A 15,541-nucleotide genomic window follows, 5' to 3' on the forward strand; every position below is an offset into this window, starting at 1 on the left:
TCATGAATGAGTTGAACAACGACCGCTATTTGCGTGCCTTATTGCGTCAGCCTGTTGATATCACGCCCGTATGGATGATGCGTCAGGCCGGTCGATATTTACCAGAATATAAAGCGACACGTCAGGAGGCGGGAGATTTCATCTCGTTGTGCAAAAACACGGAATTAGCCTGTGAAGTGACGCTTCAACCTTTGCGTCGTTTTCCGCTGGATGCCGCCATTCTGTTTTCCGATATCCTGACCATTCCTGACGCCATGGGATTGGGGCTTTATTTTGAAGCGGGCGAAGGGCCACGTTTCCATTCCCCAATCTTGAATCATGCAGATGTGGAAAAATTACCCGTGCCTGATCCAGAACAGGAACTGGGATATGTTATGGATGCAGTCCGGGCTATTCGCAAGGCGCTGGCAGGTCAGGTTCCTTTGATCGGTTTTTCAGGCAGCCCGTGGACACTGGCAACGTATATGGTGGAAGGCGGAAGCAGCAAAGCGTTCACCAAAATTAAGGCCATGATGTATGCCGAGCCTGCCACATTGCATCTAATGCTGGATAAATTGGCAAACAGCGTTATTCTATATTTGAATGCGCAAATAAAGGCGGGTGCCCAGTCTGTCATGATTTTTGACACGTGGGGTGGTGTGTTGTCCCATCGCGATTATCTGGAATTCTCTTTGCATTATATGCATAAAATCGTGGATGGGTTGATCCGTGAGCATGAAGGACGCCGTGTTCCTGTCACTCTGTTTACCAAAGGCGGTGGGCAATGGCTTGAAGCGATGGCAGCAACAGGATGCGATGCACTAGGTTTGGATTGGACAACGAATATTGCCGATGCTCGCCGTCGTGTTGGTGATAAGGTGGCTTTGCAGGGTAATATGGACCCTTCCATGCTATATGCTCAGCCGGCGCGCATTGAACAAGAAGTTTCGACGATTTTGCAGGATTTTGGTGCAGGCAGCGGGCATGTCTTCAATCTCGGGCATGGTATTCACCAAGATGTTCCGCCAGAACATGCCGGTGCGTTCGTCGAAGCGGTACATAGGCTTTCAGTAAAATATCATCAGTGACTTTATGATTGATACAAAAGCATTACGCCAAGAACAGAGAGAGAAAGCTGGGCAGGTTATCCGCCAAGATGCTTTTCCTGCGTCTTTTACGCCAAAGTTTATTGCGGGTGCTGATGTTGGGTTTGAAAACAGTGGCACGGTAACCCGTGCCGCTATTGCTGTATTGCATTACCCCACCCTTGAGTTGGCTGAGTATCAACTTGCCAAAATGGAAACAGTCCTTCCTTATATTCCGGGCTTACTCTCATTTCGTGAATATCCTGCTTTGATGGCGGCTTGGCAAAAGTTAAGCTTGCAGCCGGATTTGCTCATGGTTGATGGTCAGGGAATTGCACATCCCCGACGTTTTGGGATAGCCAGCCATTTTGGCTTGCTGGTGGATGTTCCGACAATTGGTGTGGCTAAAAGTCGTTTATGTGGGGAGCATGAGCCTGTAGGAGAGGTGGTAGGAAGCCATCAACCCTTGATGGATCATGGCGAACAAATCGGGATCGTATTGCGAAGCAAAAAGAGATGTAATCCACTCTATATTTCTGTGGGCCATAAGGTGAGTATTCGCAGTGCCCTGTTTTGGGTTGAGCAATGCATGAGGGGTTATAAGTTACCTGAACCGACCCGTTGGGCGGACGCTATCGCCTCAAATAGGCTGTTTTTTAGGCAAACAATGCAGAAAATTCTATAATTGCGGCGGAAATGTGTGGATATTCTTGATTTTCAGGTAAACTTCGGCGCAAATTAGGCATTATGAGTAACGACCAATGTTAAGAAACCCGATCCACCTGAGACTGGAGAAGCTTGAAAGTTGGCAACATCTGACTTTTATGGCTAGTCTATGTGAGCGGATGTATCCAAATTATCAGGTGTTTTGTCGCCAAAGTGGGTTTACTGACCCCGCGCAGTATCGCCGCATCTTGGAACTGGTATGGGAAGTATTGGTCGTCAAAGATGCGAAAGTGAATTTTGATAATCAGCTGGAAAAACTAGAAGCCATTATTCCTTCATCAGAAGATTATGATATCTATGGTGTGTATCCAGCGATTGATGCGTGTATTGCATTGGGTGAAGTCGTGCATTCTCGTCTGAGCGGCTCAACGTTAGAACATGCAATTGCCGTGAGTGAAATATCCATCCGTACCGTCGCCATGCTGGAGATGACACAGGCCGGCAGGGAAATGACTGAAGATGAGTTAAAAGTATTGCCAGCCATTGAAGAGGAATGGGATATTCAATGGGAAATTTTCCGTTTATTGGCGAACAGCGAAGAACGGGATATCGAATTGATTAAAGGATTAAAAGCCGACCTCCGTGATGCGGGAGTCAGCAATATCGGCATAAATTTGGAGCAGTAACGCTTAAAACGTGACTTAATGCTTTATTTGCCGAATTTAAAGTCTTCACATTTGCCCTCACTCTGTTCTACATTGGGGGGCGAAAAGAAGTGGCTATCGGTGCGTGTATGCAGGGGTGCTGTCAAATCGGCATATCCGTCGCACTCGATGCTTTGCAAACGATAAACACACTGTAAGGATAATCTATGAATAAGACAGAATTAGTTGATGCAATCGCAGCAGGCGCAGATCTGACTAAAACTCAGGCTAAAGCTGCTTTGGAATCAACTCTGAATGCAATCACTGAATCTCTGAAAAATGGTGATGCAGTTCAGTTGGTCGGCTTTGGTACTTTCAAAGTTAACCACCGTGCAGAACGTACTGGTCGTAACCCACAGACTGGTAAAGAAATTAAAATTGCAGCAGCAAACGTACCTGCTTTCTCCGCTGGTAAAGCTTTGAAAGACGCAGTTAAGTAATCGAATTGCGAAAAAAAAATGAGAGGGGGAATAGAAAACCCCTTTTGTTGGTTCTACAGGGGCTGTTAGCAGTAGGGTTTATCTCTTTGCTCAGCGCCTGTTCGACTAAAACAACAATGCCACTTTTCAATGCCAGTGGTTTTGTCACCGATGGCGGCATTGTGCGCCTGTGGCGCCTGGATTCACAAAACAGTAAGCCTCAGGTTATTATGAGCGTTTACAGCCCCTACCGTAATAACAATACCACAGTGACTTTCTATGAATACCGGCACGGCCGTTTGTGGCAAATTCGTCGCGATGTATTTGTTAGCCCTTCAATGACAGAAACTTTACGTTTTGGTCAAAATAACGAAGTCATTTTTAAACTGCGGAAATTAAAAACGCATAATGAGTTGCTTTCGGATAACGATGTCATGCGCTTACAGTTTGATGCCAAACAAATAGAAAAAATAAGCAGCGCCTTAATAACCGGGCACGTTAAATTATTTCAAGGGCAGTGGCATGGCGGAAAAATAACGACTTGTGCGGGAGCACAGCTCTCCATTAATTTTGAACCTGAAGCCCAGAATTGGCTAAAAGAAAGGCAAAAGAACAGTACAAGGTCGTTGACTATCGCATGGCTGGATTCGCCAGAAGGAAAACAGCTGCTGTTAGTCGCAAATGATGATTTTTGTCGCTGGGAACCGACGAAAGACAAACTCTGATAGAGAAAATGACAGTATTTAGCTTTCGTCAGTTCAGGTTTGTGCTATTTCAAACGTGCGATTGCCCGGTAGCCTATGTCCTTACGGTAAAAGCATCCTTCCCAACTGATGTGTTCCGCCCCGGAATATGCTTTTTTCTGTGCATCCGCAATATCGTTACCCAGTGCCGTCACACATAAAACACGCCCGCCCGCAGTAACAACGTCTTCGTCCTTAAAGGTTGTTCCGGCATGAAAGACCTTTTCATCAGTATCTGTCTCTCGCGTTAATCCCCTGATAACGTCTCCTTTGGCGTAATTCGCCGGATATCCTCCCGCTGCCAGTACAAGACCTAATGCCGGGCGGGGATCCCATGAGGATGTTCTTCCGTTCAGCTGGCCTTTTGCCCCGGCAAGGCAGAGCTCCACTAAATCAGAACGCAGACGCATCATAATAGGTTGGGTTTCAGGATCACCAAAGCGGCAGTTAAACTCGATCACTTTGGGCTCGCCTTGTTTATCAATCATTAGACCGGCATAGAGAAAGCCAACATAAGTATGGCCTTCAGCCGCCATTCCTTCGACAGTGGGATAAATGATTTTCTCCATGACTCGCTGGTGGATCTCATCCGTGACGACCGGAGCCGGAGAGTAAGCTCCCATGCCTCCGGTGTTTGGCCCCGTATCACCATCGCCTACACGTTTATGATCCTGACTGGTCGCCATGGGAACCACATTTTTACCATCCACCATGACAATAAAGCTGGCTTCTTCGCCATCCAGAAATTCTTCAATGACAATGCGATGCCCTGCATCACCAAATGCATTACCCGCCAGCATATCGCTGATGGCACTTTGGGCTTCTTCCATTGTCATTGCGACGACAACACCTTTTCCCGCAGCCAAACCATCCGCTTTAATGACAATGGGAACCCCTGTCTTTTCTAAATAAGCCAGTGCAGGTTTGATCTCAGTGAAATTTTGATAGGCCGCAGTAGGAATATGGTGGCGAGCCAGAAAATCTTTGGTGAAGGCTTTGGAGCCTTCCAATTGAGCTGCTGCTTGTGTCGGGCCAAAGATGGTCAGTCCCGCCCGCTGAAAAGCATCAACCACACCGATAACCAGTGGCGCTTCAGGCCCCACAATGGTCAGCCCAATATCGTGACTCTGGGCAAATGCCAGCAAGCCCTCAATATCTGTTGCGGCAATATCCACATTTTCTAAATTTGTTTCCAATGCAGTGCCTGCATTACCCGGGGCGACATAAACCTGACTTGCCAGAGGGGATTGTGCCGCTTTCCATGCCAATGCATGCTCTCTCCCGCCACTGCCAATAATCAATATGTTCATCTAAGACTCCTATATAAAGCAGAAGATATTAATGGCGGAAATGGCGCATGCCTGTGAAGATCATAGCAATACCGTGCTCATCAGCAGCAGCGATAACTTCATCATCACGAATGGAACCTCCCGGTTGGATCACACAACTCACTCCCACCGCCGCCGCGGCATCAATACCATCGCGGAATGGGAAGAAGGCATCGGAAGCCATGGCACATCCCTGAACGTCTAATCCTTCATCTGCTGCTTTAATGCCTGCTATTTTGGCGGAGTAAACACGGCTCATTTGCCCTGCACCAATGCCTACGGTCATATTATCTTTGGCATAAACAATAGCATTGGATTTAACGAACTTCGCTACTTTCCAGCAGAACAGTGCATCCTTCATTTCCTGTGCTGTTGGCTGACGTTGGGTTACGACCCGTAGGTCATCCTCGGCGGCCATACCTAAATCACGGTCTTGTACCAGCAATCCACCATTGACACGTTTGAAGTCGAGCCCTGCAACCGGGGAATGCCATTCGCCACACGCCAGAACACGGACATTTTGCTTGGATGCCAGAATCGGCAGGGCAGCTTCATTAATAGAAGGCGCGATAATGACTTCAACAAACTGACGCTCAATGATGGCCTTGGCCGTTTCTGCATCCAGAGCACGGTTAAACGCAATGATGCCGCCAAATGCAGAGGTAGGATCGGTTTTGAATGCCTGATTATAAGCTGCATGAATATCAGTACTGACCGCAACACCGCAAGGGTTGGCGTGTTTAACAATCACGCAGGCCGGTTCAGAAAAGGCTTTTACACATTCCAATGCAGCATCAGTATCGGCGATATTATTATAAGAAAGCGCTTTGCCTTGTAACTGAGTAGCTGTCGCAACTGATGCCTCAGTAATTTCTTCTTCTATATAGAAAGCGGCATCTTGATGGCTGTTTTCACCATAACGCATATCTTGCTTTTTAATGAAGTTCAAATTCAGGGTGCGGGGGAAACGCCCTGATGGTTGATCCGTCTCACCATGATAAGGTGCAACCAATTTGCCAAAGTAATTGGCGATCATGCTGTCGTAAGCTGCGGTATGTTCAAATGCCTTGATGGCCAGATCAAAGCGAGTGGCGTGTGTCAGTGAGTTTTGATGGCTATCCATCTCTTCAATGATTTTGGCGTAATCCCGGTTGTTGACAACAATTGTGACGTCCTTGTGGTTTTTTGCCGCAGAGCGAACCATTGTCGGGCCACCGATATCAATGTTCTCGATGGCATCCTCCAGAGTGCAACCTGGTTTTGCGACGGTTTGGGCAAAAGGATAAAGGTTAACGACGACCATATCTATTGGTGCAATCTGATGTTGCATCATCACTTCATCATCGAGTCCACGACGGCCCAAAATGCCACCATGAATTTTGGGATGCAGCGTTTTCACTCGTCCATCCATCATTTCAGGGAATCCTGTATGGTCCGAAACTTCGGTGACATTTAGCCCGGCTTCAGACAGCAGGCGAGCAGTGCCACCTGTTGAAAGTAGTTCAACACCACGACTGGATAAAGCCTTGGCAAATTCAACAACCCCCGCTTTGTCAGAAACACTCAGCAGGGCACGACGGATTGGACGAAGCTGTTGCATTGGTGTGATCCCTTGAATTTCATAAAACAAGAATGTGTTATTGAGAAAAACCGCCCATTGGGAGGAAAAAAATAGCTTCTGCAATAACATTTCAAAACAATCTAAAAAAATCATGTGGTGATTTTTACCTCGCTGATTGTAGCGCAAACGTTTGCGCGATGCTCGACAAATTTTGTCGAAATATCAAATTGTGAATAACTCTGTGTTTAACATGGTATAAATAGGGGTTTTGCTGTGTAATGCAGCAAACAGTAATTTTTTTTGAAAAAAACTATTGTCACATCCGTAAAACTCCCTATAATGCGCCACCACTGACCGACGCTGAGCTGAGACATGCCGCTGAGGGAAGTGAGAGAAAAGCGAAAATAAACGCTTGACTCTGGAGGCGAAAAGCGTAAGATACGCAGCCTCGCAACCCGGAAGAGCCTTCCCGGTTGCCCCGCTCTTTAACAACTGAATCAGACAATCTGTGTGGGCACTCGCAGGACACTATCAAACGCCGAAAGGCGAAAAGATTAAAGTCTTGAAGAGTGAACAACAGTTAATTCATTACGAACTAACAGTATAATTCTTTGAGCATCAAACACTTTTAATTGAAGAGTTTGATCATGGCTCAGATTGAACGCTGGCGGCAGGCCTAACACATGCAAGTCGAGCGGCAGCGGGAAGAAGCGTGCTTCTTTGCCGGCGAGCGGCGGACGGGTGAGTAATGTCTGGGGATCTGCCCGATGGAGGGGGATAACCACTGGAAACGGTGGCTAATACCGCATGACCTCTTGGGAGCAAAGTGGGGGACCTTCGGGCCTCACGCCATCGGATGAACCCAGATGGGATTAGCTAGTAGGCGGGGTAACGGCCCACCTAGGCGACGATCCCTAGCTGGTCTGAGAGGATGACCAGCCACACTGGGACTGAGACACGGCCCAGACTCCTACGGGAGGCAGCAGTGGGGAATATTGCACAATGGGCGCAAGCCTGATGCAGCCATGCCGCGTGTATGAAGAAGGCCTTCGGGTTGTAAAGTACTTTCAGCGGGGAGGAAGGCGTTTGTCTGAATACGGCTTACGATTGACGTTACCCGCAGAAGAAGCACCGGCTAACTCCGTGCCAGCAGCCGCGGTAATACGGAGGGTGCAAGCGTTAATCGGAATTACTGGGCGTAAAGCGCACGCAGGCGGTCAATTAAGTTAGATGTGAAATCCCCGGGCTTAACCCGGGAACGGCATCTAAGACTGGTTGGCTAGAGTCTCGTAGAGGGGGGTAGAATTCCACGTGTAGCGGTGAAATGCGTAGAGATGTGGAGGAATACCGGTGGCGAAGGCGGCCCCCTGGACGAAGACTGACGCTCAGGTGCGAAAGCGTGGGGAGCAAACAGGATTAGATACCCTGGTAGTCCACGCTGTAAACGATGTCGATTTGGAGGTTGTGCCCCTGAGGCGTGGCTTCCGGAGCTAACGCGTTAAATCGACCGCCTGGGGAGTACGGTCGCAAGATTAAAACTCAAATGAATTGACGGGGGCCCGCACAAGCGGTGGAGCATGTGGTTTAATTCGATGCAACGCGAAGAACCTTACCTACTCTTGACATCCACGGAATTTGGCAGAGATGCTGAAGTGCCTTCGGGAACCGTGAGACAGGTGCTGCATGGCTGTCGTCAGCTCGTGTTGTGAAATGTTGGGTTAAGTCCCGCAACGAGCGCAACCCTTATCCTTTGTTGCCAGCACGTGATGGTGGGAACTCAAGGGAGACTGCCGGTGATAAACCGGAGGAAGGTGGGGATGACGTCAAGTCATCATGGCCCTTACGAGTAGGGCTACACACGTGCTACAATGGCAGATACAAAGAGAAGCGACCTCGCGAGAGCAAGCGGAACTCATAAAGTCTGTCGTAGTCCGGATTGGAGTCTGCAACTCGACTCCATGAAGTCGGAATCGCTAGTAATCGTAGATCAGAATGCTACGGTGAATACGTTCCCGGGCCTTGTACACACCGCCCGTCACACCATGGGAGTGGGTTGCAAAAGAAGTAGGTAGCTTAACCTTCGGGAGGGCGCTTACCACTTTGTGATTCATGACTGGGGTGAAGTCGTAACAAGGTAACCGTAGGGGAACCTGCGGTTGGATCACCTCCTTACCTAAAGATAGTGGATTTTGTGCAGTGCCCACACAGATTGTCTGATGAAAGAATGAAGAGACGGTATCGGCATAGGCTTGTAGCTCAGGTGGTTAGAGCGCACCCCTGATAAGGGTGAGGTCGGTGGTTCAAGTCCACTCAGGCCTACCAAATCTCATTTATCCGGCGTTATAAACAGACTCGCTTATTTCAATAAGCGTCGCCCGTTTATGCCTGGTCTAAATAAGATTGCTGTGCATCACGATACGGAATTTATGGGGCTATAGCTCAGCTGGGAGAGCGCCTGCCTTGCACGCAGGAGGTCAGCGGTTCGATCCCGCTTAGCTCCACCATACTCTTCGTCTGCAATAACGTATCTCAGAACACATTGACATGAGTGTGTTGTGACATATTTGCTCTTTAACAATCTGGAACAAGCTGAAAATTTGAAACAATCAGCTTATCGTCAGCGACGGTAAGACTGATGAGTCTCTCAATAGACTCCAACCTGAAGACACCTTCGGGTTGTGAGGTTAAGCGACTAAGCGTACACGGTGGATGCCTAGGCAGTCAGAGGCGATGAAGGACGTGCTAATCTGCGAAAAGCGCCGGTAAGGTGATATGAACCGCTATAGCCGGCGATGTCCGAATGGGGAAACCCAGTGCAATCCGTTGCACTATCGTTTGATGAATTCATAGTCAAGCGAGGCGAACCGGGGGAACTGAAACATCTCAGTACCCCGAGGAAAAGAAATCAACCGAGATTCCCCCAGTAGCGGCGAGCGAACGGGGAGGAGCCCAGAACCAGCAACGGCTTGTGTGTCAGTGGAAACGCCTGGAAAGGCGTGCAGTAAAGGGTGATAGCCCCGTACACGAAGATGCACAGGCCGGGAGTTCGATGAGTAGGGCGGGACACGTGGTATCCTGTCTGAACATGGGGGGACCATCCTCCAAGGCTAAATACTCCTGACTGACCGATAGTGAACCAGTACCGTGAGGGAAAGGCGAAAAGAACCCCGGCGAGGGGAGTGAAAGAGAACCTGAAACCGTGTACGTACAAGCAGTGGGAGCACCCCTTGTGGGTGTGACTGCGTACCTTTTGTATAATGGGTCAGCGACTTATATTCTGTAGCAAGGTTAACCGCATAGGGGAGCCGCAGGGAAACCGAGTCTTAACTGGGCGTTAAGTTGCAGGGTATAGACCCGAAACCCGGTGATCTAGCCATGGGCAGGTTGAAGGTTGGGTAACACTAACTGGAGGACCGAACCGACTAATGTTGAAAAATTAGCGGATGACTTGTGGCTGGGGGTGAAAGGCCAATCAAACCGGGAGATAGCTGGTTCTCCCCGAAAGCTATTTAGGTAGCGCCTCGTGAATTCATCTTCGGGGGTAGAGCACTGTTTCGGCTAGGGGGTCATCCCGACTTACCAACCCGATGCAAACTGCGAATACCGAAGAATGTTATCACGGGAGACACACGGCGGGTGCTAACGTCCGTCGTGAAGAGGGAAACAACCCAGACCGCCAGCTAAGGTCCCCAAGTCATGGTTAAGTGGGAAACGAAGTGGGAAGGCTCAGACAGCCAGGATGTTGGCTTAGAAGCAGCCATCATTTAAAGAAAGCGTAATAGCTCACTGGTCGAGTCGGCCTGCGCGGAAGATGTAACGGGGCTAAACCATGCACCGAAGCTGCGGCAGCGACACGTTTGTGTTGTTGGGTAGGGGAGCGTTCTGTAAGCCGTTGAAGGTGGCCTGTGAGGGCCGCTGGAGGTATCAGAAGTGCGAATGCTGACATAAGTAACGATAAAGCGGGTGAAAAACCCGCTCGCCGGAAGACCAAGGGTTCCTGTCCAACGTTAATCGGGGCAGGGTGAGTCGACCCCTAAGGCGAGGCCGAAAGGCGTAGTCGATGGGAAACAGGTTAATATTCCTGTACTCGGTGTTACTGCGAAGGGGGGACGGAGAAGGCTAGGCCAGCCGGGCGACGGTTTGTCCCGGTTTAAGCGTGTAGGTGGGGCGTCTTGGTAAATCCGGACGGCCAATAACACTGAGGCGTGATGACGAGGCACTACGGTGCTGAAGTGGTTGATGCCCTGCTTCCAGGAAAAGCCTCTAAGCTCCAGGTAACATTGAATCGTACCCCAAACCGACACAGGTGGTCAGGTAGAGAATACTCAGGCGCTTGAGAGAACTCGGGTGAAGGAACTAGGCAAAATGGTGCCGTAACTTCGGGAGAAGGCACGCTGGCGTCAGGTGAAGGGACTTGCTCCCGGAGCCGAGGCCAGTCGCAGATACCAGCTGGCTGCAACTGTTTAATAAAAACACAGCACTGTGCAAACACGAAAGTGGACGTATACGGTGTGACGCCTGCCCGGTGCTGGAAGGTTAATTGATGGGGTTAGCGGCAACGCGACGCTCTTGATCGAAGCCCCAGTAAACGGCGGCCGTAACTATAACGGTCCTAAGGTAGCGAAATTCCTTGTCGGGTAAGTTCCGACCTGCACGAATGGCGTAATGATGGCCAGGCTGTCTCCACCCGAGACTCAGTGAAATTGAACTCGCTGTGAAGATGCAGTGTACCCGCGGCAAGACGGAAAGACCCCGTGAACCTTTACTATAGCTTGACACTGAACCTTGAGCCTTGATGTGTAGGATAGGTGGGAGGCCCGGAAGTGCGGACGCCAGTCTGCATGGAGCCATCCTTGAAATACCACCCTTGAATGTTTGATGTTCTAACGTCGGCCCGTTATCCGGGTCGCGGACAGTGTCTGGTGGGTAGTTTGACTGGGGCGGTCTCCTCCCAAAGCGTAACGGAGGAGCACGAAGGTTAGCTAATCACGGTCGGACATCGTGAGGTTAGTGCAAAGGCATAAGCTAGCTTGACTGCGAGAGTGACGGCTCGAGCAGGTACGAAAGTAGGTCTTAGTGATCCGGTGGTTCTGAATGGAAGGGCCATCGCTCAACGGATAAAAGGTACTCCGGGGATAACAGGCTGATACCGCCCAAGAGTTCATATCGACGGCGGTGTTTGGCACCTCGATGTCGGCTCATCACATCCTGGGGCTGAAGTAGGTCCCAAGGGTACGGCTGTTCGCCGTTTAAAGTGGTACGCGAGCTGGGTTTAGAACGTCGTGAGACAGTTCGGTCCCTATCTGCCGTGGGCGTTGGAAGATTGAAAGGGGCTGCTCCTAGTACGAGAGGACCGGAGTGGACGCACCACTGGTGTTCGGGTTGTCATGCCAATGGCATTGCCCGGTAGCTACGTGCGGAAGAGATAACCGCTGAAAGCATCTAAGCGGGAAACTTGCCTTGAGATGAGTCTTCCCTGACTCCTTGAGAGTCCTAAAGGAACGTTCGAGACGAGGACGTGGATAGGCTGGGTGTGTAAGCGTTGCGAGACGTTGAGCTAACCAGTACTAATGAACCGTGCGGCTTAACCTGACAACACCGAAGGTGTTTTGTGGAGTATAAAGAAGAGACGGGTTTCAGATGAGAGAAAACAGCTTGTTCGGGATTGAAAACAGGATTTGTCTGGCGGCAATAGCGCGGTGGTCCCACCTGACCCCATGCCGAACTCAGCAGTGAAACGCCGTAGCGCCGATGGTAGTGTGGGGTCTCCCCATGTGAGAGTAGGACACTGCCAGACATCAATTAGCCAGAAAAGCCATCCTTCACCGGATGGCTTTTTTGCGTCTGGCACTTTTAAAAATAGTCCCAAAACGCTTTAGCACAAACTTAAAATAGGACAAAAATAACGCTCCGTATTTTGAATATTCGAGTGTTTATCGGGTCTTTTCGTAACAATTAACTACTTTTTCGCGTATAAGCTGCCAATACAGTTCTTTCCGATAATTCCAAATATTCTTTCATCTTGTTTGCAGCCAATTTATTTTGGTCGGAATTAATCAACTCTAGAATATGGGCATTCTTATCAATATAGGGCGCATATAAAAGCTCGGGGTCGTTCAAAACACCAAAAGCCAGTCGAAGTTCTGCGGAGATGTTGCGATAGAACGCGATCAATCTTTCACTATCTGTTAACTCTACAATCGCGGCATGAAAATGCATATTTGCTGTGCCGGCACCAATCCAATCTTGTTTATCACGACATTGCTGCGCGCTATCAACAGCTTGTTTCATTTTGGCAACACTGGGGTGCATTGGGTAAGACTGAGCCAGAGCCTGACACTCAACCAGCTGCCGAACTCGATAGATATCAATAATTGAAGCAATATCGGGAGTAGCGACAAATACACCACGATTAGGTTCATGCTTGAGCAGGCCTTCCTGTGTAAGAAGTCGGAACACTTCGCGTAATGTATTGCGTGAAATTTCAAGTTGTTTACTCAAGGTGGCTTCTGATAGTCGTTGCCCTGGCAATAACTCCCCAACAACCAACTTATTTCTTATAGTTTCGGCGATCCTTTTACTCAAAATCTGGGGAGAATGGTCTTTTGTCATAGTCATCCGTTAGATTTAATGTCCAATGCCAATAGTAGATACTTTCAAAGAGCACCTTCAACGTTTACATCAAGGTGAATCTTCACATATTCCCTGATAGCCAGCAAGTAGCCATCCTTGAACCAATATGGGGCAACATGAAATGACTTTATGCACTAAAAATGTGCATTTTGATCATAGTCTTAGCATCACAAATCAATAAAGTGATCTCTATCTAGCTTTGGAGATCAATAACACAATTTCATTTGCCTATTTTCTCGCCAAGTTCTATTTATTGTTCAACAATAAAGTCACTTTAATTAAACAATTATAAGTTTTGGTTCCACAATGGTATGGATATTGCTTAGGAAAGAATAAAGTAAGATATTGATGACAGGGGAAGATGGCTTATGGCTATGCAAGAAACAGTAAAACAAGAAACGATAAATTTTGCATCGAATCGGCGTTCATCTTTGATTGCTGCTGTTTTTCTTATGGCAACATCAGCGATTGGGCCGGGGTTTATAACCCAAACGGCTACATTTACTGCGACGATGGGAGCTGCTTTTGCCTTTGGCATTTTAGCCTCTATTTTGATCGATTTTGTGGTGCAACAGAATATTTGGCGGGTTGTCATATTAACCAAAATGCAATCCGCTGATATTGCGAATGCCGCTATTCCGGGAAGTGGTTATGTACTGGCAGCATTAGTCATTTTCGGTGGATTGGTATTTAACATCGGAAATATCGCGGGAGCTGGGTTGGGGCTTAATGCCCTGATGGGCTTGGATCCAAAATGGGGAGGGTTGTTGAGTGCTTTGATAGCGATTTACATTTTTGCCTCCCGTAAAGCGGGCGTCGCCATTGATCGCATTATTGTGATATTGGGACTTATCATGATAGTTATGACGTTGTTTGTGGCAATAGTCTCTAATCCACCGGTGGGAGAGGCTTTGCGGCAAACAGTACTGCCGGATGAAATCAATTTCGCCACCATCACAACCATTGTTGGCGGAACTGTTGGTGGTTACATTTGTTACGCAGGCGCTCACCGTTTGCTGGATAAAGGCGCGGTTGGCCCTGAAAATCTCAAAGTCGTTTCCAGTGCGGCAACCAAAGGCATTCTGGTTGTTGGTTTGATGCGATATCTACTATTTCTTGCCATATTGGGTGTTGTTGCCAGCGGCGTGACACTTGATATTGCAAGTAAAACAGCCAACCCTGCCTCACAAGCTTTTCAGGCTGCGGCGGGCGAATTTGGATTACGTATTTTTGGCCTGATCGTTTGGGCTGCGGCAATTAGCAGCATTATTGGTGCTGCCTATACCTCGATTTCTTTTTTTAGTGTGTTCCGCCAGCACTTGACTGAGCGTCGACGCAATATTGCAACGTTATCCTTTATTGCCATATCGTTGGTTGTTTATCTGTTAATGGGAACCCCTCCGGCTGCTTTACTGGTTTTTGCCGGTGGTTTCAATGGGCTTATTCTTCCCCTTGGTTTGACTATCTTTGTTTATGTTGGCTGGAAACGTGCTGATTTGATGGGAGGATACGTTTATCCCCGCTGGTTGCTGTGGTCAGGTGCGATTACATGTGTGCTGACGTGGTACATGGGAGCGATGTCTATCGATTCAATCTTTGAGTTTTTGAAATTATCTTAAGGAAATTATCATGATAAAAACAATCGATTTAAATAGTGACTTGGGTGAAAGTTTTGGGCAATGGCGCATGGGGGACGATGATGCAATATTGGAGGTTGTCAGTAGTGCTAATGTTGCGTGTGGTTTCCATGCCGGGGATCCTGTAGGGATCTTGCGAACATTAAAATCAGCTAAAGAAAACAATGTCGTGGTTGGTGCTCATGTTTCTTATCCCGATTTAGTCGGTTTTGGGCGCCGTAAAATGGATATTGCCAGCCATGAACTGAGCGCAGATGTCATTTACCAGATTGGTGCCTTGCAAGGATTGGCTGTTGCGGCAGGAACTACACTGAATTATGTCAAACCCCATGGCGCGCTGTACAACACAATTGCCAATGATGAATATCAGGCGACTGCTGTTATTGAAGGCATTCTGGCAATTGATCCCTCTCTTGCATTGGTTGGCTTGGCGGGATCAAACATTCTCAAGTGGGCAAAGGAAAGAGGGTTAAAAACCATAGCGGAAGCATTTGCGGATCGCGCCTATACCTCGAAGGGTGAATTGGTTTCCCGTCGTGAAGCGGGGGCAGTCTTATACGATGCTGATCTGGTCGCTAAGCGCATGTTGCAGCTTGTGACAGAGGGAGGTGTTGAATCCATTGATGGTAAATTCACGCCGATTCAAGCGGATTCTATTTGTGTTCATGGTGACAGCCCGGGGGCGGTAGACATGGCAAGACAGGTTAAATCTGTTTTGCAGCAGGCAGGGATCACTATCCGTTCATTTATTCATGAAAAAGAATCCCATAGATATTGTTGATGACT

The 15,541-nt window shown here is 48.4% G+C and carries 10 protein-coding genes, 2 tRNA genes and 3 rRNA genes; 12 read left to right on the top strand and 3 right to left on the bottom strand.

Annotation, left to right across the window (positions count from 1 at the left end):
• Positions 1–2 precede the first annotated feature (2 nt).
• The 5 genes from hemE to Xsze_RS06135 all read left to right on the top strand — a co-directional run bounded on the left by hemE (position 3) and on the right by Xsze_RS06135 (position 3,578).
• Positions 3–1,067: a uroporphyrinogen decarboxylase gene (hemE, locus tag Xsze_RS06115; protein WP_038237840.1), complete on the top strand. Its 1,065-nt coding sequence runs from the start codon at positions 3–5 to the stop codon at positions 1,065–1,067.
• A 4-nt stretch (positions 1,068–1,071) separates the two neighbouring features.
• Positions 1,072–1,749 (top strand): deoxyribonuclease V, encoded by a 678-nt coding sequence (nfi, locus tag Xsze_RS06120; protein WP_038237837.1) that lies wholly within the window; start codon positions 1,072–1,074, stop codon positions 1,747–1,749.
• 76 nt (positions 1,750–1,825) lie between these two features.
• The gene (locus Xsze_RS06125; protein ID WP_038237835.1) at positions 1,826–2,416 is read left to right on the top strand and encodes a YjaG family protein; all 591 of its coding nucleotides are present in this window, start codon (positions 1,826–1,828) and stop codon (positions 2,414–2,416) included.
• A 185-nt stretch (positions 2,417–2,601) separates the two neighbouring features.
• Positions 2,602–2,874 carry a nucleoid-associated protein HU-alpha gene (gene hupA / locus Xsze_RS06130; RefSeq protein ID WP_010848914.1) on the top strand — a complete coding sequence of 91 codons (273 nt, stop codon included), beginning with the start codon at positions 2,602–2,604 and terminating at the stop codon, positions 2,872–2,874.
• A gap of 44 nt (positions 2,875–2,918) precedes the next feature.
• The gene (locus tag Xsze_RS06135) at positions 2,919–3,578 is read left to right on the top strand and encodes a DUF1481 domain-containing protein (protein WP_244431792.1); all 660 of its coding nucleotides are present in this window, start codon (positions 2,919–2,921) and stop codon (positions 3,576–3,578) included.
• Between the two features lie 44 nt (positions 3,579–3,622).
• Here the strand turns inward: Xsze_RS06135 and purD are convergent, their stop codons facing one another.
• Together purD and purH are read right to left on the bottom strand one after the other, a co-directional pair.
• Positions 3,623–4,906, bottom strand: coding sequence for a phosphoribosylamine--glycine ligase (purD, locus tag Xsze_RS06140; protein ID WP_038237832.1), 1,284 nt, complete (start codon positions 4,904–4,906; stop codon positions 3,623–3,625).
• A 28-nt stretch (positions 4,907–4,934) separates the two neighbouring features.
• A complete protein-coding gene (purH, locus tag Xsze_RS06145) occupies positions 4,935–6,524 on the bottom strand; it encodes a bifunctional phosphoribosylaminoimidazolecarboxamide formyltransferase/IMP cyclohydrolase (RefSeq protein ID WP_038237937.1) in 1,590 nt (529 codons plus the stop codon).
• 590 nt (positions 6,525–7,114) lie between these two features.
• Between purH and Xsze_RS06155 the strand changes: the two genes are divergently transcribed.
• The 5 genes from Xsze_RS06155 to rrf all read left to right on the top strand — a co-directional run bounded on the left by Xsze_RS06155 (position 7,115) and on the right by rrf (position 12,282).
• A 16S ribosomal RNA gene (locus Xsze_RS06155) occupies positions 7,115–8,657 on the top strand.
• A 73-nt stretch (positions 8,658–8,730) separates the two neighbouring features.
• Positions 8,731–8,807, top strand: a tRNA-Ile gene (locus Xsze_RS06160).
• Between the two features lie 106 nt (positions 8,808–8,913).
• A tRNA-Ala gene (locus Xsze_RS06165) sits at positions 8,914–8,989 on the top strand.
• A 178-nt stretch (positions 8,990–9,167) separates the two neighbouring features.
• Positions 9,168–12,077, top strand: a 23S ribosomal RNA gene (locus tag Xsze_RS06170).
• An 89-nt stretch (positions 12,078–12,166) separates the two neighbouring features.
• Positions 12,167–12,282 (top strand): 5S ribosomal RNA (gene rrf / locus Xsze_RS06175).
• The 16S, 23S and 5S rRNA genes sit together here with 2 tRNA genes alongside, the layout of an rRNA operon.
• Before the next feature lie 158 nt (positions 12,283–12,440).
• Here the strand turns inward: rrf and Xsze_RS06180 are convergent.
• The gene (locus tag Xsze_RS06180; RefSeq protein WP_038241222.1) at positions 12,441–13,097 is read right to left on the bottom strand and encodes a GntR family transcriptional regulator; all 657 of its coding nucleotides are present in this window, start codon (positions 13,095–13,097) and stop codon (positions 12,441–12,443) included.
• Between the two features lie 389 nt (positions 13,098–13,486).
• On the opposite strand from Xsze_RS06180, the gene Xsze_RS06185 reads away from it, so the two are divergent.
• Together Xsze_RS06185 and Xsze_RS06190 are read left to right on the top strand one after the other, a co-directional pair.
• Entirely contained in the window at positions 13,487–14,737 is a 1,251-nt protein-coding gene (locus tag Xsze_RS06185; protein ID WP_038241219.1) for an NRAMP family divalent metal transporter, read from the top strand.
• 10 nt (positions 14,738–14,747) lie between these two features.
• Positions 14,748–15,536, top strand: coding sequence for a LamB/YcsF family protein (locus tag Xsze_RS06190; protein ID WP_038241217.1), 789 nt, complete (start codon positions 14,748–14,750; stop codon positions 15,534–15,536).
• The last annotated feature ends 5 nt before the right edge of the window (positions 15,537–15,541 follow it).

This window comes from Xenorhabdus szentirmaii DSM 16338 (assembly GCF_002632585.1).
Lineage (GTDB): Bacteria > Pseudomonadota > Gammaproteobacteria > Enterobacterales > Enterobacteriaceae > Xenorhabdus > Xenorhabdus szentirmaii.